We start from the raw sequence: 21,277 nt of genomic DNA, 5'->3' as shown, positions 1-21,277 counted from the left end.
GAACGGTGAGGATCCGACGACCATGACGCCTTCGAAGCGAGACCGCGCCGAGGCCCTGCCCGCCGACCTGCGCGAAGCGCTGCGCCTGCGGCTGGCCGGGCGCTCCGGCGGCGCCCGGGCCGCCGCCGACCGGTCCATCCCGCACGCCGACCGCAGCCGACCGCTGCCGCCCTCCTTCGTCCAGCAGCGCCTGTGGTTCCTGGACCGGCTGCGCCCCGGCGACCCCCGCTACAACAGCGCGGTCGCCGTACGGTTCACCGGCCCGCTGGACCGCGCGGCGCTCGCCGGGGCGCTGGCCGCCGTCGTGGCCCGCCACGAGGGGCTGCGGACCACCTTCGACGAGGCCGACGGCCGCCCGGTGCAGACCGTGCGGCCGGCCGGTCCGGTGCCGCTGCCCGTCCGGGAGCCGGCCGACGGGGAGAGCCTCGACGCGATCCTGCTCCAGGAGTACTCCCGCCCCTTCGACCTCCGGCAGGGGCCGCTGCTGCGCGCCCTGCTGGTGCCCGAGTCGGACCGCTCGCACGTCCTGCAAGTGACGGCGCACCACATCGTCACCGACGGCTGGTCGATGGGCGTCGTCCTGGACGAACTGTGCACCGGCTACGAGGCCCTGGCCCGCGGCGCCGCCCCGGACCTGCCCCCGGTGGCCGTCCAGTACCCGGACTTCGCGGTGTGGCAGCGCGAACAGCTCTCCGGAGCCCGGCTGGAGGGCCAACTGGCCCACTGGAAGGCGAAACTGGCCGGTGCGGTGCCGCCGGAACTGCCGCTGGACCACCCGCGGCGCGGCGAGGAGGCCGGCCCCGGCGCCGTCCACGCCTTCACCGTCCCCGCGCCGCTCGCCGCCCGGCTGCGCGAGCTCGCGGCCGAGCGGCACGGCACCCTGCACACCGCCCTGGTCGCCGCCACCCAGGCGCTGCTGGCCCGCTGGTCCGGCCAACAGGACGTCACCGTCGGCTCCCTGACGCCCGGGCGCTCCCGCACCGAGCTGGAACGGGCCGTCGGCTGCTTCGTCAACACCGTCGTCCTGCGCACCCGGGTGGAGCCCGCCGGATCCTTCCGCGACCTGCTCGCGGCCGCCACCGAGACCGGCAACGACGCGCTCGCGCACGGCGACACGCCCTTCGAACGGCTCGTCGAGGCGGTCGGCGCGCCCCGCCAGGCGGGCCGCAACCCGCTGTTCGACGTGCTGGTCCTGCTGCACCCCGCGCCGCCCGAGGCCACCACCCCGCACGGGCCGGCAGCCGCCCCGGTCGCCGTACCCCGGCAGGCCGCCACCTTCGACCTCAGCGTCGAGTTCGTCCCGGACGGCGAGGCGCTCACCGGCCTGCTGGAGTACCGCGCCGACCTCTTCGACGCGCCCACCGCCCGCCGGATGGCCGACCAGCTCCTGCTGCTGCTGGCCGGCGCCGCCGCCGAACCCGACCGCCCGCTCGGCACCCTGCCGCTGCTCTCGCCCCGGGAGACCCGGCAGGTCACCCGGGACTGGAACGCCACCGCGCTGCCCGTCGAGGACACCGGCTACCCCGAGCTGTTCGAGCGCAGGGCCGCCCTGACCCCGCACGCCCCGGCCCTGGTCGCCGGAGCCGAACGGCTCGACTACGCGACCCTCAACACCCGCGCCAACCGGCTCGCCCACCAGCTCATCGCCCGCGGCGCCGGCCCCGAACGGCTGGTCGCGCTGCGGCTGCCGCGTGCCGCCGACATGATCGTGGCGATCCTCGCCGTCTGGAAGGCCGGCGCCGGCTACCTGCCCCTGGACCCGGCCCTGCCGGCCGAGCGCCAGCGTTACCTGCTCGACGACGCCCGCCCGGCCCTGGTCCTGGACGAGCAGACGCTCCGGGCAATGCCCGACACCGGCCCGGACACCGACCCCGGCGACGCCGACCGGACCGCCCCGCTGCACCCCGCCAACACCGCGTACGTGCTCTACACCTCCGGCTCCACCGGCCGCCCCAAGGGCGTCGCCGTCCCGCACCGCGCGGTGGTGAACCTGCTCGCCGCCCACCGGGCGGGCTTCGTCGCCGACGCGGGCGGCGGGCCGCTGCGCGTGGCGCTGACCGCCTCGTTCTCCTTCGACACCTCCCTGGAGGGCGTGCTGCTGATGGCCGACGGCCACCCGCTGCACCTGGTCGACGAGACCACCAGGATGGACCCGGCCGCCCTGGTCGAGTACGTCGTGCGCCACCGCGTCGACTTCCTCGACCTGACGCCCTCCTACCTGCGCCAACTGCTGCCCGCCGGACTGCTCGACGACCCGCGCCACCGCCCCCGGGTGCTGATGCTCGGCGGCGAGGCCGTCGGGCCCCGGCTCTGGCGCGAACTCGCCGGGCACCCGGACGTCGCCGCCTACAACTACTACGGCCCCACCGAGTGCACCGTCGACGCGCTCGCCTGCCGCATCGCGGGCGGTGACCGGCCCCTGGTGGGCCGCCCGCTGCCCAACCTGCGCGCCTACGTCCTCGACGACCGGCTCCAGCCGGTGCCGCCCGGGGTGAGCGGCGAACTCCACCTCGCCGGCGCCCAGGTCGCCCGCGGCTACGCCGGCCGACCGGGGCTGACCGCCGCCCGCTTCACCGCCGACCCGTACGGGCCGCCCGGCGCCCGGATGTACCGCACCGGCGACCTGGCCCGCTGGACGGCCGACGGAAGCCTGGAGTACCTCGGGCGCGCCGACGACCAGGTCAAGGTGCGCGGCCACCGGATCGAACCCGGCGAGATCGAGGCGGCGCTGCTCGACCTGCCGCAGGTCGCCGCGGCCGCCGTCGCCGCCGTGCCCGACGCGCGCGGCCACACCCGGCTGGCGGCCTACCTGGTCTTCGCCGACGGCGCGGCCCGCCCGTCCGCCGACCTTCGCGCCGCCCTGCGGCGGGTGCTGCCCGACCACCTGGTGCCGTCCTCGTTCACCGCGCTCGACACCCTGCCGCTCACCACCAGCGGGAAGCTGGACCGCCGCGCACTGCCCGCCCCCGACCCCGAAGGCGAAGGGCGGGAAGGGGAGTTCGTCGCCCCGCGCACCCCCGAGGAGGAGACCCTCGCCGGGATCTGGGCCGAGGTGCTGGGCGTGGCGCGGGTCGGCGTCACCGACAACTTCTTCGAACTCGGCGGCGACTCGATCCTGAGCATCCAGGCCGTCTCCCGGGCCCGCGCCGCCGGCCTGCGGATCGGCTCCCAGGACGTCTTCCGCCACCAGACCGTCGCCGACCTGGTCGCCGCCGCCCGCCCGGCCGCCGCGGCCGTCGCCCGGCCGCGCCGCGCGGACGGACCGGCCCCGCTCACCCCGGTCCAGGAGTGGTTCTTCGCCGCCCACGGCCCGCTGCGCCACTTCACCATGTCGATGCTGCTCGACCTGCCGCGCGACCTCGACGAGCCGGCCCTGGACCAGGCGCTGCGGGCGGTCCTGGCCGCCCACCCGGCGCTGCGCACCCGCTTCACCCGCGCCGGGGACACCTGGCGCCAGGAGCCGGTCGCGGACCCGGGCACCGGGCTGCTGACCAGACTCGACCCGCCCGCCCCCGGCGCCGACACCGGCCCTGAAGCAGCCCGGGCCGAGGCCGCCGATGCCGCCCGCGCCGCCCTGGACCCGGCCACCGGCACCCTGCTGCGCGCCGTCCTGTTCCGGGCCCGCGGCGACGCCCGGCCCCAACTCGTCCTGACCGCCCACCACCTGGCCGTCGACGGCGTCTCCTGGCGGGTGCTGCTCGCCGACCTGGAACAGGCCTACCGGCAGGCGGCGGCCGGGGACGCCCCGCACCTGGAGCCCGAGCCCACCCCGTTCACCGACTGGGCCCACCACCTCGCCGAACTGGTCCGGGCCGGAGGCCTCGACGACGACCTGCCCTACTGGAGCGCCGAGACCAGGGCCCCGGCCGCCCCGCTGCCCGTCGACCACCCCGGCACCCCCACGGCCGGCTCCGTGCGCACCCTGCGCACCCGGCTCGACCGCGCCACCACCGAGGCCCTGCTGCGCAGCGTCCCCGAGGCCTACCGGACCCAGGTCAACGACGTGCTGCTCAGCGCGCTGGGCCGGGCCCTCGCCGACTGGACGGGCACCGAGCGGGTGACCATCGCCCTGGAGGGCCACGGCCGCGAGGAGCTCGTCGACGGCGTCGACCTCTCCCGGACCGTCGGCTGGTTCACCACCCAGTACCCCGTCACCCTCGCCCCGGCCGGCCCGGCCGGCGCCCCGGACTGGGCCGCCACCCTCAAGCAGGTCAAGGAGCAGCTGCGCGCCGTACCCCGCCGGGGCCTGAGCTACGAGGCCCTGGCCCGGCTCGGCCAGCCCGCCGCCGGCGCCCTGAAGGGCCGTCCGCTGCCACAGGTCTGCTTCACCTACCACGGCCAGTGGACCGCCCCCGGGACCGGCGACTTCGCGCCCGCCGGCCAGGTACCGGGCCGGGAGCTCGCCGCCGACGAGCCCCTGGACCACCTGCTCGACGTCTCCGCCGTCGTCGCCGACGGCGAGCTGGAGCTCACCTGGCACTACAGCGACCAGGCGCACGAAACGGCCACCGTCCGCGCGCTGGCGCAGGCCACCGCCTCGGCACTGACCGGCATCGTCGAGCACTGCGCCCGCCCCGACGCCGGTGGCCGCACCCCCTCCGACTACCCGCTGGCCGGACTGGACCAGGCCGGGGTGGACCGGATCGCCGGCGCCGGGCGGGACGTCGAGGACCTGCTGCCGCTCACCCCGCTCCAGGAGGGCATGCTCTTCCACCGCCTGGTCGGCGGCCCCGACGACGTCTACGTGGACCAGGCCGGCCTGCTGCTGGAGGGCGTGGGCGACCCGCACGCCTTCGCCCTGGCCTGGCAGCGGGTCGCCGACCGCACGCCCGCGCTGCGCACCTCGGTGGTGTGGGAGGGCGTCCCCGCCCCCCTCCAGGTCGTGCGCCGCGGCGTCCGGCTGCCGGTGACCCACCTGGACCTGCGGGCGGTCGACCCGGGCGAGCGCGCCGACCGGCTGGCCCGGCTGCGCGCGGACGACCTCGCCCACGGGCTGGACCTCGCCACGGCGCCGCTCACCCGGCTCACCCTGGTCCGGCTGCCCGAGGCCCGCCTGCACCTGCTGTGGACCTCCCACCACCTGATCCTGGACGGCTGGAGCCTGGCCCAGGTGCTCACCGACGTGTTCGAGGAGTACGCGGCCCTCACCACCGGGGGCGTGCCGGCACCGGCGGTGCGCCGGCCCTTCGCCGACTACGTGCACTGGCTGGCCGGTCAGGACGCCGCGGCCGCCCGCGCGCACTGGCGGGGCGTCCTGGACGGCTTCGCCACCGCCACCCCGCTGCCCGCCGACCGCGTCCGGCGCGAGGCCCACCGGGCCCGCTCGGCGCTCGCGCACACCGCGGGCCTGTCGCCGGAGGCCTCCGAGCGGCTGGCCCGCACCGCCCGGCGGGCCGGGCTCACCCTCGGCACCGTGGTGCAGGGCGCCTGGGCCCTGCTGCTGTCCCGCTACAGCGGCGAGCCGGACGTGCTGTTCGGGACGACCGTCTCCGGGCGCCCCGACGAACTGCCCGGCGTCGAGTCGATGATCGGCATGTTCATCAACACCCTGCCCACCAGAGTCCTGGTCGACGGCGGCCGCACCGCCGCCGACTGGCTGCGCGAGCTCCAGGAGGCCCAGGCCGAGGCCCGGCGCCACGCCGCCGTGTCCCTCGCCGAACTCACCGCCTTCAGTGGCGTGCCGTCCGGCGGGACGCTGTTCGACAGCATCGTCGCCTTCGAGAACTACCCCTTCGACGACGCCCGCACGGCCGGCAGCGGGGTGCGCCTGGTGGAGGTCACCTCCCGGGACGCCACCAACTACCCGCTCGTCCTGCGCGCCTACCAGGGCGGGCACTTCGGATTCGACCTCGCCTACGACCCGGAGCTGTTCGACGCCGCGACGGTCCGCACCCTCGCCGAGCGGCTCTGCCTGCTGCTCACCGAACTGGCAGCCGGACTGGACCGGCCGCTGCGCGCCCTGGAGTGGACGACCGCGCAGGAGCGGCGGCTGCTGACCGACTGGGACGGCACCGTGAAGGGCCGCCCCGACCGGACCCTGGTCGACCTCTTCGAGGCGCAGGCCGCCCGCACCCCGCACGCCGAGGCCGTCACCTGCGGCGACGAGCACCTCGACTACGCCGCCCTGGACGCGCGGGCCGGCCGCCTCGCCCACCGGCTGGCCGAACTCGGCGCCGGGCCCGAGCGGTTCGTGGCCCTCGCGCTGCCCCGCACGGCCGACCTGGTCGTGGCCGTCCTCGCCGTCCTCAAGACGGGCGCGGCCTACCTGCCGCTCGACCCGGGCCTGCCCGCCGAGCGCCGCGCCCAACTGCTGGGCGACGCCGCACCGGTGGCCCTGGTGACCCACGGACCCGGCGGGCCGCCCGAGAGCTTCGAGCACGGGGTGCCCGTCCTCTCCCTCGCCGACCCGCAACTGCGCGCCGACCTGGCCCGGGGCCCGGCCGCCCCGCTCGCCGCCCGGCACCGCCCGCTGCCCGACAGCCCCGCCTACGCCATCTTCACCTCCGGCTCCACCGGCCGCCCCAAGGGCGTCGTGGTGCCGCACGCCAACGTGGTGCGGCTGTTCGAGCAGACCAGCGGCGTGTTCGGCTTCGGCGCCGAGGACGTCTGGACGCTGTTCCACTCCTACACCTTCGACTTCTCGGTCTGGGAGCTGTGGGGCCCGCTGCTGCACGGCGGCCGGCTCGTCGTCGTGCCCGAGGACACCGCCCGCTCCCCGGAGGACTTCCTGCGGCTGCTCGTGGACGAAGGCGTCACCGTCCTCAACCAGACCCCGTCCGCCTTCCACCCGCTGGCCCGCGCCGACGCCGAACACCCCGAGCTCTCCCGCCGGCTGGCGCTGCGCACGGTGGTCTTCGGCGGCGAGGCCCTGGACGCCGGCCGCCTCGCCGACTGGTACGACCGCCACCCGCAGGACGCGCCGCGCCTGGTGAACATGTACGGCATCACCGAGACGACCGTGCACGTCACCCAGGCCCCGCTGGAGCGCGCGACCGCCGCCGCCGGCGGCCCCGCACCGATCGGCACCGGCCTCCCGGACCTGCGGCTGTACGTCCTCGACGCCCACCTGGCCCCGGTGCCCCCGGGCGCCGTGGGCGAGCTGTACGTGGCCGGGGAGGGCCTGGCCCGCGGCTACCTCAACCGGCCCGGCCTGACCGCCACCCGCTTCCTCGCCGACCCCTTCGGCGCCCCGGGCACCCGGATGTACCGCACCGGCGACCGGGCCAGCCGGCAGGCCGACGGCACCCTGCGCTACCTGGGCCGCGCCGACCAGCAGGTCAAGATCCGCGGCTACCGGATCGAACCCGGCGAGATCGAGGCCGCCCTCCAGACCCACCCGGGCGTGGGCGCCGCCACCGTGGGCGTGTACCAGGACGCCTCCGGCACCCGCCGGCTGGTCGCCCACGTCGTCGCCGGTCCGGGCGCGGCCCACCCCCCGGCCGCCGCCGACCTGCGCGCCCACCTCGAACGGCTGCTGCCCGCCTACCTGGTGCCCGCCGCGTACGTCCCGCTGGCGGCCCTGCCGCTCACCCCCAACGGCAAGCTCGACCGGCGCGCGCTGCCCGTGCCCGGCCCGGCGGGCTTCGCCGCCGGCCGGCAGCGCACCGCGCCCCGCACCCGTGCCGAGCGGCTGGTCGCCGCGGCCTGGACGGAGGTCCTGGACACCGGGGAGATCGGCGCCGAGGACGACTTCTTCGCCCTGGGCGGCGACTCCATCCTCGCCGTCCGGGTCACCGCCCGGCTGCGCGCGGCCTTCGGGTCGGCGGAGCTCTCGCCCCGGCTGCTGTTCACCCACCCGGTTCTGGCGGACCTGGCCGAGGCCCTCGGCTCGCCCGGCTCCCTCGGCTCGCTCGGCGAGCCGGGCGGGGCGTCCCCTGGACGAACCGTCATCCCGGCCGCGGACCCGGCGGCCGAGCCGCCGCTGTCGTACGCCCAGCAGCGGCTCTGGTTCCTCGACCGGTTCGAGCCGGGCAGCACCGAGTACACCTCGCTGTCCGTGCTGCGCCTGCGCGGAGCGCTCGACCGGGCCGCGCTGGGCACCGCCCTGGACGCCCTGGTCGCCCGGCACGAGGCGCTGCGGACCACCTTCGCCGAGCGGGACGGCCGCGCCCGGCAGGTGGTGCGCCCGCCGCAGCCGGTCGAGCTGCCGTGCGAGGACCTCGCCGGGGCGCCCCCGGCGGCCCTGGACGCGCTGCTGGAGCGGATCGCCGCCACCCCGTTCGACCTGGCCGCCGGGCCCCTGCTGCGGGCCCGGCTGGTCCGGACGGCCGCGGACGAGCACGTGCTCGCGCTGGCCGTGCACCACATCGCCACCGACGGCTGGTCGATGGGCGTCCTGGGCCGTGACCTGGGCGAGCTGTACGCGGCGGCCCGCGAGGGGCGCCCGCCACGGCTGCCCGTGCTGCCCGTGCGCTACACCGACTACGCGGCCTGGCAGCGCGCGCGCACCGACCTCGCCGAGGCGGACCTCGCCCACTGGCGCCGGGCCCTGGACGGCCTGACCCCGCTGGAGCTGCCCACCGACCGGCCGCGCCCGGCCGTGCGCACCCGGGACGGCGCGCTGGTCGCCTTCACCCTGCCCGCAGGGCTGACCGCGCGGCTGCGCGAACGGGGCCGGGAGGCCGACGGCACCCTCTACACCACGCTCCTGGCGGCCTGCCAGGTCCTGCTCGCCCGCTGGTCCGGGCAGCAGGACATCGCGGTCGGCACCGTCACCTCGGGCCGCGAGCAGGGCGAACTCCACGACGTGGTCGGCATGTTCGTCAACACCCTGGTGCTGCGCGGCGCCGTCCGGCCGGAGCTGTCGTTCCGCGAACTGCTGGCCGCCGCCCACGGCACCGTCCTGGAGGCGCTCGCCCACCAGGAGGTGCCCTTCGAACGGCTGGTGGACGCCCTCCAGCCGGAGCGCGACACCAGCCGCACGCCGCTCTTCCAGGTCATGGTGGCCCTGCACAACCTCGGCGCCGAGGTGCCGAACCTGCCGGGCCTGACGGTGGAGCCGGTCACCCCGCCCGTCCACGGCGCCACCTTCGACCTCTCCTTCGACTTCGTCGAGCGCGACGGCGGCCTGACCGGCTACCTGGAGTACAACACCGGGCTGTTCGACGCGCGGACCGCCGAGCAGCTGGCCGGCAGGCTGGGCACCCTGCTGGAGGCCGTGGCCGAGGCGCCGGACACGGCCGTCGGGGCGCTGCCGCTGATGACGGCCGACGAACGCCGCCGGGTGCTGCGGCAGGGGCGGGGCGCGCCGCTGCTTGCGCCGGACACCACCTTCCCCGCCCTGTTCGAGGCGCAGGCCGCCCGCACCCCGGACGCCACCGCCCTGGTCGCCCGGGACGCCACCCTCGACTTCGCCGCCCTCAACGCGCGGGCCAACCGGCTCGCCCGCCACCTCGCCGCCCTCGGCGCCGGCCCGGAACAGGTGGTCGCGGTCCGGCTGCCGCGCACCTCGGACCTGCTGGTCGCGCTGTTCGCGGTGCTCAAGGCGGGCGCCGCCCTGCTCTTCGTCGACCCTGACCTGCCCGAGGAGCGGGCCGCCCTCCTCCTCGACGACACCCGGCCCCGGGTGGTGCTGACCGGGCAGGCCCTGCGCGAGGTGCCGTGGGCGGCGCTGCCCGCCCACGACCTGACCGACGCCGAGCGGACCGCCCCCCTGCTGCCGCAGCACGCCGCCTACCTCGTCCACACCTCCGGCTCGACCGGCCGCCCCAAGGGCGTCGTCGTCGAACACCGCCAGCTGGTCAACCTCTGCCGGGACCACCAGGAAGGCCTGGTCGCGCCGCACACCGCCGACGGGACGCGGCTGCGGGCCGCGCTCAGCGCCTCCTTCTCCTTCGACACCAGCTGGGAGGGCCCGCTGCTGCTCGCACTGGGCCAGGAGCTCCACCTGATCGACGAGGACGTCCGGCTGGACCCGCAGGCCTTCTGCGCCCAGGTCGTCGACCGCCGCCTGGACCTGGTCAACGTCACCCCCTCCTTCCTGCGCGAACTCACCGCCGCCGGACTGCTCGCCCCCGGCCCGCACCACCCGCGCCTGCTGCTGGTCGGCGGCGAGGCCGTCCCCGCCGCCACCTGGCGGGAGCTGTGCGCGGCGCACGCGGACCTCGGCGTCACCGCCTACAACATGTACGGGCCCACCGAGTGCACCGTCGACGCCGCCTACGCCCGGTGCGCGGACCACCCCGAGCGCCCCGTCATCGGCCGCCCCGGCCGCAACCTGGGCGCCTACCTGCTCGACGGCGCCCTGCGGCCGGTGCCGCCCGGCATGCCGGGGGAGCTGTACCTGGCGGGGGAGCAGGTCGCCCGCGGCTACCTGAACCGGCCCGGACTGACGGCCGCCCGCTTCCTCGCCGACCCCTACGGCCCGCCCGGGGCCCGGATGTACCGCACCGGCGACCTGGCCCGCTGGGACGCGAACGGGCAACTGGAGTTCCGGGGCCGCGCCGACGAACAGGTCAAGGTCCGCGGGTTCCGGATCGAGCCCGGGGAGGTGGAGGCCGCCCTGCTCGCCCACCCGGACGTCGCCGACTGCGCGGTCGCCGCACGCGAGCACGCCGGCCGTACGGTGCTCGTCGGCTACCCGGTGCCCGCCGGCCGCCGCGTGCCGACCGCCGAGGAACTGCGGACCTGGCTGCGGCGGACGCTGCCCGACCACCTGGTGCCCGCCGCGTTCGTCCCGCTGGCCCGAATACCCCGGACCACCGGCGGCAAGACCGACCGGCGCGCGCTGCCCGCGCCGCCCGCCCAGCCCGACCGCACCACCCCGTACGTCGCGCCGCGGCCCGGTGCCGAGGAACGGCTCGCCGCGATCTGGGCCGAGGTGCTGGGCGTGGAGCGCGTCGGCACCCGGGACAACTTCTTCGCGCTCGGCGGCGACTCCATCCTCAGCATCCAGATCGTCTCCCGCGCCCGCGCCGCCGGGCTCGCCCTCACCACCAAGGACGTCTTCCGCCACCAGAACATCGCCGAACTCGCGCTGTGCGCAGGAGATCCGGCAGAGCATCAGATAGTCGGCGAAGCCGAGCCCGGCGAGGCGCCGCTCACCCCGATCCAGCACTGGTACCTCGACGGCCGCCGCCCCGGCGACACCCTGCGCTTCACCATGACCCAGCGCCTGGAGCTGGCCCCCGGCGCCGATCCGGCGGCCCTGCGCCGGGCGGTGCTGGCCCTGGTGGAGCACCACGCGGCCCTGCGCACCCGCTTCCACCGCACCGAGGCCGGCTGGCGCCAGGAGGTGCTTCCCCAGGGGGCGGACGGCGTCTTCACCCGGCACGACGTCAGCCACCCGGACCTCACCGGCCAGGACCTGGAGGCGCAGGTCCAGCGCGCCACCGACGAGGCCCAGCGTTCCCTCGACCCCGTCGAGGGCCGCGTGTTGCGCGCCCTGTTCTTCGACCGCGGCCCCCGGCAGCCGGGCCAACTCGTCCTCACCGTCCACCACCTGGCCGTGGACGGCGTCTCCTGGCGCATCCTGCTGGCCGACCTCGAAGCGGCGTACCGCACGGCCCGCGCCGGAGCCCCCGTCGCCCTGCCGTCGACCGGCACGTCCTACGGCCGCTGGGCCACCCGGCTGGAGCGGCACACCCGCGCCGGCGCCCTGGACGGCGACCTCGGCCACTGGACGCGCACCGGCGCGGCCCCGGCCGACCTGCCCGCCGGCCGCCCCGCCCCTGACACCGACGCCCCCAACACCCCTGCCCCGAACACCAACGCCCCCAACACCCACGCCACCGCTGCCACCGTCCAGGTGACGCTGGACGAGCGGACCACCGAGGCACTGCTGCGCCGCGTCCCCGAGGTCTACCGCACCCAGGTCAACGACGTCCTGCTCAGCGCCCTGGGCCGCACCCTGGCCCGCTGGTGCGGCCGGGACACCGTGCTGGTCGGAGTGGAGGGGCACGGCCGCGAGGACCTCTTCGAGGACCTGGACCTCTCCCGGACGGTGGGCTGGTTCACCGCCGAGTTCCCGCTCGCCCTGCGCGTCGACCCCGACGCCGGGTGGCACGACACCCTGCGCTCGGTCAAGGAGCAGCTGCGCGCCGTCCCGCTGCGCGGACTCAGCCACGGCGCGCTGCGCCACCTGCGGCCGGACGGCCCGCTGACCGGCGCGGCGGCGCCGCAGATCGGCTTCAACTACCACGGCCAGTGGGACACCCGCGGCGGCGCCGACGGCCTGGTCCGCGGCGCGCTGCCCCCGGCCGGTCGCGACACCGACCCCGACGAGCCCCGCCCCTACCTGCTGGACATCATCGGCGCGGTCCAGGACGGCCGCCTCGAACTGGCGTGGACCTACCCCGCCGCCGTCTACGACGAGGCGACCGTCCGCGGGCTCGCCGAGGAGATGGGCGCCGCGCTGCACGAGCTGGCCGCGCACTGCGCCCGCCCGGACGCCGGCGGCCGCACCCCGTCGGACTTCCCGCTCGCCGGCCTCGACCAGGACCGGCTGGACCGGCTCGTCGGCGACGGGCGCGAGACCGACGACGTGCTGCCGCTGACGCCGCTGCAGTCCGGCATGCTCTTCCACGGGCTCGTCGACGCCGACGGCGCCTACGTCGACCGGATCGCGGTGCGCCTGGCCGGCGTCGCCGACCCGCGGGCCTTCGCCGAGGCCTGGCAACTGGTCGCCGACCGTACCCCGGCACTGCGTTCCAGCGTTCACTGGCGCGGCCTGCCGCACCCCGTCCAGGTGGTCGCCCGGCACGCCGCACTGCCCGTCCGCCACCTCGACTGGCGCGACCTGGCGCCCGGGCAGCGCGCCGACCGGACGGAGCGGCTGCTCGCCGAGGAGCGCGCCGCCGGGATGGACCTCGCCACCGCGCCGCTCACCCGGCTGACCCTGGCCGCGCTGCCCGGCGACGAGGTCCTGCTGCTGTGGTCCACCCACCACCTGATCCTGGACGGCTGGAGCACCGGGCAGCTGCTCACCGAGGTGTGCGAGGAGTACGCCGCGCTGACCGGCGGCCCGCAGGCGCCCCGGCCGGTCCGACGGCCGTTCGCCGACTTCCTGGGCTGGCTGCACGACCAGGACGAGGAGGCGGCCGAGGCCCACTGGCGCGGCCTGCTGGCCGGATTCACCGGCCGGACCCCGCTGCCGTACGACCGCCCGCCGACCCGGGCCCACCGCGCCCGCTCCAGCGCCGCCGCCCACCGCGAACTGGACGAGACGCTCTCCCGGCGGCTGCGCGAGAACGCCGCCGCTGCCGGACTGACCGTCAACACCGTGGTGGAGGGCGCCTGGGCGCTGCTGCTGGCCCGCTACAGCGGCGGCGACGACGTGGTCTTCGGCACCACCGTGTCAGGGCGCCCGGCCGAACTGCCCGGCGTCGAGTCGATGATCGGCCTGTTCATCAACACCGTGCCGACCAGGGTCCCGATCCCCTCGGGCGGTGTGCTGCCCTGGCTGCGGGAGCTCCAGGAACGCCAGAGCGACGGCCGCCGCTTCGACCACCTGGCCCTGCCGCGCGTCCAGGCCCTGAGCGACCTGCCCACCGGGGAGCCGCTGTTCGACAGCATGGCGGTCTTCGAGAACTACCCCGTCGACGAGTCGGCCGCCGACCGGACCGGGGTGCGGGTGGTCGAGGTGCGCGCCGACGACGCCACCACCTTCCCCTGGTGCCTGCGCGCCCACCTGGCCGAGCGGCTCGGCTTCGACCTGGCCTACGACCCCGCGCTCTTCGACCACCGGACGGCCCACGGCGCGGCCGACCGCCTGGTCCTGCTGCTCACCGCCCTCGCCGACGGCCTCGACGGCGACCTCGCCGAGCTGGACCAGCTCACCCCCGCCGACCGGGAGCAGCTGGCCTCCTGGCACGGCACCGCCCGCCCGGCGGCGCCGCGCAGCCCGCTCCAGGTCTTCGCCGAGCAGGCCAGGCGCACCCCGGGCGCGCCCGCCGTGCGCGACGGCGACCGCGAACTGACCTACCGCCAGCTCGACGACTGGTCCGACCGCCTGGCGGCCCGGCTGCTGGCCGACGGCCTGGCCCCCGAAGGCCGGGTGGCGCTGCTGATGGACCGCTCCGCCGAACTCGTCGCCGCCCAGCTGGCCGTCCTCAAGGCGGGCGGCGCCTACCTGCCCGTCGACCTCCGGGCCCCCGAGGAGCGCCGCCGCGCGCTGCTCGACCAGGTCGGCGCCGCCCTGCGGCTCACCGCCGAGCAGGTCGCCGCCGCGCGCACCGGCGCGGCCGCGCCGGTGGCGGCCCTGCCGCCCGCCGACCCCGACCGGCTGGCGTACGTGATGTTCACCTCGGGCTCCACCGGGGTGCCCAAGGCGGTGGCGGTACGGCACCGCGACGTGGCCTCGCTCGCCACCGACAGCCGCTTCGCCGACGGCCGCTGCGCCCGGGTGCTGCTGCACTCGCCGGTCGCCTTCGACGCCGCCACCTTCGAGGTCTGGGCGCCGCTGCTGGGCGGCGGCTGCGTGCTCGTCGCCCCCGCCGGGCCGGTGGACGCCGCCCTGTTGCGGCGGCTCGCCGGACCGGACGGGCCGACGGCGCTGTGGCTCACCGCCGGGCTCTTCCGGCTGCTCGCCCAGGACGCGCCGGACTGCTTCGCGGGCCTGCGCACGCTGTGGACCGGCGGGGACGTGGTGCCCGCCGCCGCGGTGCGCCGCGTCCTGGCGGCCTGCCCCGGGCTGACCGTGGTGGACGGCTACGGGCCCACCGAGACCACGACCTTCGCCACCGCCCACGCCGTCGCGGAGGCGGCGGCGGTGCCCGACACCCTGCCGATCGGCCACCCCCTGGACGACCGCCGCGTGCACGTCCTCGACCGGCTCCTGCGGCCCGTCCCGCCGGGCTGCGCGGGCGAGCTGTACGTGGCCGGCGAGGGCGTGGCCCGCGGCTACCTGGGCCGGCCCGGCGAGACCGCGGCCCGCTTCCTCGCCGACCCCTCCGGACCGCCCGGCGCCCGGATGTACCGCACCGGCGACCTGGCCAGGCGGCGCCCGGACGGCACCGTCGAGTTCCTGGGCCGCGCGGACGACCAGGTGAAGATCCGCGGCTTCCGGGTCGAACCCGGCGAGGTGGAGGCCGCGCTCGCCCGCCACCCCCAGGTCACCGACGTCGCCGTGGTCACCCGCGAGGACCGGCCCGGCGCCCGGCGCCTGGTGGCCTACCTGGTCGGCCCGGCGGGCGACGAACCCGAGGAACTGCGGGCCTTCGCCGCCCGCGCGCTGCCCGACTACCTCGTCCCCGCCGCCTTCGTCCCGCTCGCCGCCCTCCCGCTGAGCCGCAACGGCAAGGTCGACCGGGCGGCCCTCCCGGCGCCGGACGAGGAGCACGGGAGCGGACGCCGCGCGCGGGTCGAGCCGCGCACCGACGCCGAACGCCGCACCGCCGAGGTCTTCGGCGACGTCCTGGGCATCCGGCCGCCCGGCGTGGAGGACGGCTTCTTCGAACTGGGCGGCGACTCCATCCTCAGCATCCGGCTCGCCGCCCGCCTGGCCGAGGCCTTCGGCGCCGACCTCACCCCCCGCGCCGTCTTCGACCACCCCACCCCGGCCGGCCTGGCCCGCCTGCTCACCGAGGAGCAGGGCCGCCCGGGCGGCCAGGGGCGCCCGCCCGTCCTCCCGGTCGCCCGCGACGGCGCCGCGCCGATGTCGTACGCCCAGCAACGCCTGTGGTTCCTGGAGGAGTTCGCGCCCGGCGGTGCCGAGTACGTCACCGCGCTCGCGCTGCGCCTGCGCGGCGCCCTGGACACCGACGCCCTCGGCGCGGCCCTGCGCGCCCTCGCGGCCCGGCACGAGTCGCTGCGCACCACCTTCGACAGCGTCGATGGTCACGGCGTCCAGCTCGTCCACCCGCCGCAGGACGTGCCGCTGCCGCTGCACGACCTGTCCGGCCTGCCGGCGCAGCCGCGGGCGGCGGCCCTGCGCGGCCTGCTCGCCGCCGAGCGGGCCCGCCCCTTCGACCTGCGCCGCGGACCGCTGCTGCGCACCGCCCTGGTGCGGCTGGCCGAGGGCGACCACGTGCTGGCCCTGACCCTGCACCACATCGTCACCGACGGCTGGTCGACCGCCGTCCTGCTCACCGATCTGGCCCACCTCTACCGCGTCGAACTCGGCTCCGGGGAAAGCCGGTTGGCGCCGCTGCCGGTGCAGTACGCCGACTACGCGCACTGGCAGCGCACGGTCGGCGCCTCCGGGGCCGACCAACTCGCCTACTGGAAGGAGCAGTTGGCCGACGTCTCGACGCTGCGCCTGCCCACCGACCGGCCCCGGCCCGCCGTGCGCACCACCAACGGGGCCACCGCCCGCCTGGAGCTGCCCGCCGACACGGCCCGCCGACTGGCCCGGGTCGGCCGGGAGCGCGGCGCCACCCTGTTCACCACCCTGGTCGCCGCCGCGCAGGCCTACCTCGCCCGGCTCGGCGGCGACCAGGACATCGCCGTCGGCACCGTCACCTCCGGCCGCGAGCAGGCGGAGACCCAGCGGCTCGTCGGCTTCTTCGTCAACACCCTGGTGCTGCGCTCGCGGGTGGAGCCCGGGCAGCCCTTCGGCGACTTCCTCGGCGAGGTCCGGCAGACCGTCCGGGACGCCTTCGCCCACCAGGACGTGCCGTTCGAGCGCGTGGTCGACGAGGTGCAGCCGGTGCGCGACACCAGCCGCAGCCCGCTCTTCCAGGCCCTGGTCGTCCTCCAGAACACCCCGGCCGCCGACCTCGACCTCCCGGGCCTGCACGTGACCGACGTCGAGACCGACACCACGCAGGCGGCCTTCGACCTCGCGCTGGAGTTCGCGGAGGCCGACTCCGGCGCGCTGCACGGCCTGATCACCTACAACACCGACCTGTTCGACCCGGCCACGGCCGAGCGGATGGCCGGCCAGCTCGCCACCCTGCTGACCGCCGTCGCCGAGGACCCGGATCGCGCCATCGGCGCGCTGCCGCTGGCCGGCGGCGACCAGCTGGCCGCCGAACTCGACCGGGCGCGCGGCACCTTCCGGCCCGTCCCCGAGGCGACCCTGGCCGAACTCTTCGAGCGCCAGGCCGCCCGCAACCCCGACGCGGTGGCGCTGCTCGACGGCGGTCGCGAGCTGAGCTACGCCGAGGTGGAGCGGGCGGCCAACCGGCTGGCCCACCGGCTCATCCGGCGCGGCGTGGGGCCGGAGCGGCTGGTCGCCCTCGCCCTGCCCCGCTCGGCGGCGGCGGTGGTGGCCCAGCTCGCCGTGGCCAAGGCCGGCGGCGCCTTCCTTCCGGTGGACCCGGACTACCCGGCGCCCAGGCGGGAGTTCATGGTGCGCGACGCGGGCGCCCACCTGGTGCTCGACGACCCGGCCGAGGTGTGGTCCGCCGACGGGCCGCAGACCCCGCCCACCGACGCCGACCGCGCCACCGACCGCTCCACCGACCGCGCCACCGACACCGACCGCGCCACCGCGCCGACCGACGCCGACCGCGCCACCCCGCTCACCCCCGGACACCCGGCCTACGTCATCTACACCTCCGGATCGACCGGCACGCCCAAGGGCGTCCTGGTGACCCACGCCGGACTCGCCGCCTTCGCGGCGGCCGCCGCCGAGCAGTACGCCGCCGGCCCCGGGGCCAGGGTGCTCCAGTTCGCCTCGCCCAGCTTCGACGCCTCCGTCCTGGAGCTGTGCGTCTCCCTGCTCAGCGGGGCCACCCTGGTCACGGGGGAGGAGGGGCCGCTCGTCGGCGAGCGCTTGGCCGAGGTCTTGGCCGAACGGCGCATCACCCACGCCCTGATCCCCCCGGCGGCCCTGGCCACCGTGGACCCGGAGACGGCCGCGACCCTGCCCGCCCTGCGCACCCTGGTCGTCGGGGCGGAGGCCTGCCCGGCCGACCTGGTCGACACCTGGGCCCCCGGCCGCCGGATGATCAACGCCTACGGCCCCACCGAGGCCACCGTGGTCGCCACCTGGACGGGCCCGCTGTCGCCCGGCACCGGCACACCCGCGATCGGCCGCCCCGGCGGCGCCGCCCGCAGCTACGTCCTGGACGCCGCCCTGCGGCCGGTGCCGCCCGGCGTGACCGGAGAGCTCTGGCTGGCCGGCCCCGGCCTCGCCCGCGGCTACCTCGGCCGCCCGGGGCTGACGGCCGGGCGGTTCCTCGCCGACCCCTTCGGCGCGCCGGGCGAGCGGATGTACCGTACCGGCGACCTCGCCCACCGGGACGCCGACGGCGAACTGCGCTTCGCCGGCCGCGTCGACGACCAGATCAAGCTGCGCGGCTTCCGGATCGAACCGGGCGAGATCGAGAGCGCGCTGCGCCGCAGCCCCCTGGTGCGCGACGCCGTCGTCACCGTGCGCGCCGACGCCCCCGGGAGCGGTACGGGCTCCGGAGCCGGCCGGCTGGTCGCCTACGTCGTCCCGGCGGGCGGTGCCGCACCGGGCGGTGCCGCACCGGAGGACGACGGCGACGGCGGGGCCGCTGCGGGCCTGCCCGCCGCCGAACTGCGCGCCCACCTGGCCGGGTTGCTGCCGCCGCACCTCGTCCCGTCGGTGTTCGTACCGCTGGAACGGCTGCCGCTCACCCCGAACGGCAAGCTCGACCGCCGGGCCCTGCCCGAACCCGGGCCCGCGCAGGCCGCGGCCGGTCCGCGCCGGGAGCCGGGCACCGACACCGAACGCCGGATCGCCCGGATCTGGGCCGACGTCCTGGGCATCGAGGAGGTCGGCGCCGACGACAACTTCTTCCTGCTCGGCGGCGACTCCATCCTCAGCATGCAGGTGGTGTCCAGGCTGCGCCGGGACGGCCTGTACCTCGCCACCCGGGAGCTGTTCACCCACCAGACGGTGGCCGAACTGGCCACCGTGGTGCGCACCGCCCCCGACCGCGAGGACGACGGCCCGGTCACCGGGGACGTGCCGCTCACCCCCATCCAGGAGTGGTTCCTGACCACCCCGCGCGCCGCCCACCACCACTTCAACCAGTCGACCCTGCTCGAACTCGGCGCCGACCCCGACCCGCGGGCACTGCGGGCCGCGCTGGACGCCCTGCTCGAACACCACGACGCCCTGCGCCTGCGCTTCACCCACGACGAGACGGGCTGGCACCAGTTCAACCCGCCGCCCGCTCCCGCCGAGGACGTCCTCGTCCGGTACGACCTGGCCGGGCAGAGCGCCGATGCCGCCGACGCGGCGATGTCCAAGGCGGCCGACGAACTGCACGGCGGCTTCGACCTGGCCCGGGGCCCGCTGCTGCGGGCGGCCCTGTTCACCGGCGCCCCGGACCGCCCGGCGCTCCTGCTGCTGGTCGCCCACCACCTGGTCGTCGACGCCGTCTCCTGGCGCCTGCTGCGCGACGACCTGGAGAGCGCCTACCGGCAGGCCGCCCTGGGCACGCCGATCACGCTGGGGGAGCGCGGCACCTCCTACCGGGACTGGGCGCTCCGGCTCGCGGCCCATGTCGCCGACGGCGGCCTGGACCACGAACTGCCCTACTGGGACGAGGCGGTGAGCGCCGCCGAGGCCCTGCCCGGCCGACCCGCCGAGCCCGGTGCCGCCGAGACCGCGACGGTCACCGTCGAACTGGACGAGGAGGACACCGAGGCACTGCTGCGCGCAGCCCCGGCGGCCTACCGCACCCGCGTCAACGACGTGCTGCTGACCGCCCTCGCCCTGGCACTGGCCCGCTGGACCGGCCACGAGCGGATCCGGCTGGACCTGGAGGGGCACGGCCGGGAGGACGTCGTGGAGGGCGTGGACCTGTCCCGCACGGTCGGTTGGTTCACCACCATGCACCCGGTCACCTTCCACGTCCCCGACCCCGAGGACCTCGGCCCGGACCGCGACTGGCGCGCCCTGGTGAAGTCGATCCGCCGCCAGCTGCGCGCCGTGCCGGGCAACGGGCTGGGCTTCGGCGCCCTGCGCACCTTCGGCCCGCCCGAGGTCCGCGAGCGCCTCGCCGCCGGCGCGCACGGCCAGGTGGTCTTCAACTACCTCGGCCAGTGGGACGCACGGCCCGAGACCGCCGGCGACGGCCTGGTCCGCGCCGAGCACGGCTCCTTCGGGCAGGACCACGACCCCCGCGACGGCGGCTCGCACCCGGTGGAGGTGGTGGGCGCGGCGCAGCACGGGCGCCTCGCCTTCACCTGGCACCACCGCCCCGCCCTCCACGACACGGCGACCGTGCGCCGGGTGGCCGAGGAGTTCGCCGTGGCGCTGCGGCACATCGCCCGGCACGCCCGGGGAGGGCGGTGACGGCCGCCCACCCGCCGCTGAAAAGACCACCGCCGCAAGACCACCGCTGCATGACCACCGCCGGAAACCCGACAACGACGAAGGAGCACGACATGGACGAGAACACCCGCTACCAGGTGCTGCGCAACGACGAGGAGCAGTACTCCCTCTGGCCGGTCGACCTCGACGTGCCCGCCGGCTGGCAGCCCGTCGGCCAGGAGGGCACCGAGGCGGAGTGCACCGCCTACGTCGACGAGGTGTGGACCGACATGCGGCCGCGGAGCCTGCGCGAGCGCATGGAGAACGCCGGATCCTGACCGGCCGCAGTACTTCCGTCCCACGACAACCCCGAGGAGCTGACCGTGACCCCTTCGCTGCGCACCGAACACCTGGAGTTCATCCCCTACCGGGCCGAGGACGAGGACGCCTTCGTCTCCCTCCTCCGCAACGCTGACGTGTGCAGCTGGATGGGCCAGGACCTGGTGCCCGAGCCGCAGATCCGCGCGCTGTTCCGCGCGATCCTGACCGACGTGTACCCGCAGCAGCTCTTCGACGTGTGGGGCCTGTGGCTGGACGGGAGGTACGCGGGCCACGCCGAGGTGAAGAAGACCGGGAACGTCGACGGCCACGAGCTGGTCACCGCCCTCGCCCCGGAGTTCTGGGGCCGGGGCCTGGGCACCGAGGTGGTCCGCGGCCTGATCCGGTACGCCGCCGACGAGTTGGGCCTCAAGGAGGTCTACGGCATGGTGGGCGCGGAGAACGCCCCGAGCCTGGCGATGTCCCGACGGCTGGGCTTCCGGCACCTGCGCGACGTCGTCGGGGACGACGGCTCGGTGACGAAGGTGGTGGCGCTCTCGACGACCGACCAGGCCTGACCGGGCCCGGCCGGGTATGACCGCGGCCCGCGGCGCGTCCGGTCGCGCCGCGGGCCGCTGACGTGCGTGCCCGCTCAGCGGGCCGGTACCGCTCCGTTCGGCGCTCCCGGCCCGCTCGGCGTCCCCACCGTGCTGCGGCCCAGCAGCAGGGCGAGGTCGTCGGCCTGGCAGCGGATCTCCGGGATGGCGGTCGTCTCCAGCAGGTTGCCGCGCCGCAGCGACCCCAGCGTCCACAGCGGCGCCGGCGCCCGGCCGCCGGTGGGGAGGT

At 76.9% G+C, this 21,277-nt stretch carries 3 protein-coding genes and 1 pseudogene; 3 read left to right on the top strand and 1 reads right to left on the bottom strand.

Annotated elements, in window-relative coordinates:
• The first annotated feature begins 22 nt into the window (after positions 1 to 22).
• The 3 genes from ACFVHI_RS28370 to ACFVHI_RS28360 all read left to right on the top strand — a co-directional run bounded on the left by ACFVHI_RS28370 (position 23) and on the right by ACFVHI_RS28360 (position 21,009).
• Positions 23 to 20,155 carry a non-ribosomal peptide synthase/polyketide synthase gene (locus ACFVHI_RS28370; protein ID WP_380344065.1) on the top strand — a complete coding sequence of 6,711 codons (20,133 nt, stop codon included), beginning with the start codon at positions 23 to 25 and terminating at the stop codon, positions 20,153 to 20,155.
• Positions 20,156 to 20,247: 92 nt separating this feature from the next.
• Entirely contained in the window at positions 20,248 to 20,451 is a 204-nt protein-coding gene (locus ACFVHI_RS28365; RefSeq protein WP_063350451.1) for an MbtH family NRPS accessory protein, read from the top strand.
• Between the two features lie 45 nt (positions 20,452 to 20,496).
• Positions 20,497 to 21,009, top strand: a complete 513-nt coding sequence (locus ACFVHI_RS28360; RefSeq protein ID WP_063350452.1) for a GNAT family N-acetyltransferase — start codon at positions 20,497 to 20,499, stop codon at positions 21,007 to 21,009.
• 74 nt (positions 21,010 to 21,083) lie between these two features.
• Here ACFVHI_RS28360 and ACFVHI_RS28355 read toward each other — a convergent pair.
• Positions 21,084 to 21,277, bottom strand: a pseudogene (locus ACFVHI_RS28355) (hypothetical protein); the annotation flags it as partial.

The sequence above is a fragment of the Kitasatospora sp. NPDC127121 genome, assembly GCF_042677305.1.
GTDB lineage: Bacteria > Actinomycetota > Actinomycetes > Streptomycetales > Streptomycetaceae > Kitasatospora.
Note: the sequence above shows the minus strand (reverse complement) of the source record. Positions and strands in the feature narration are given on the sequence as shown.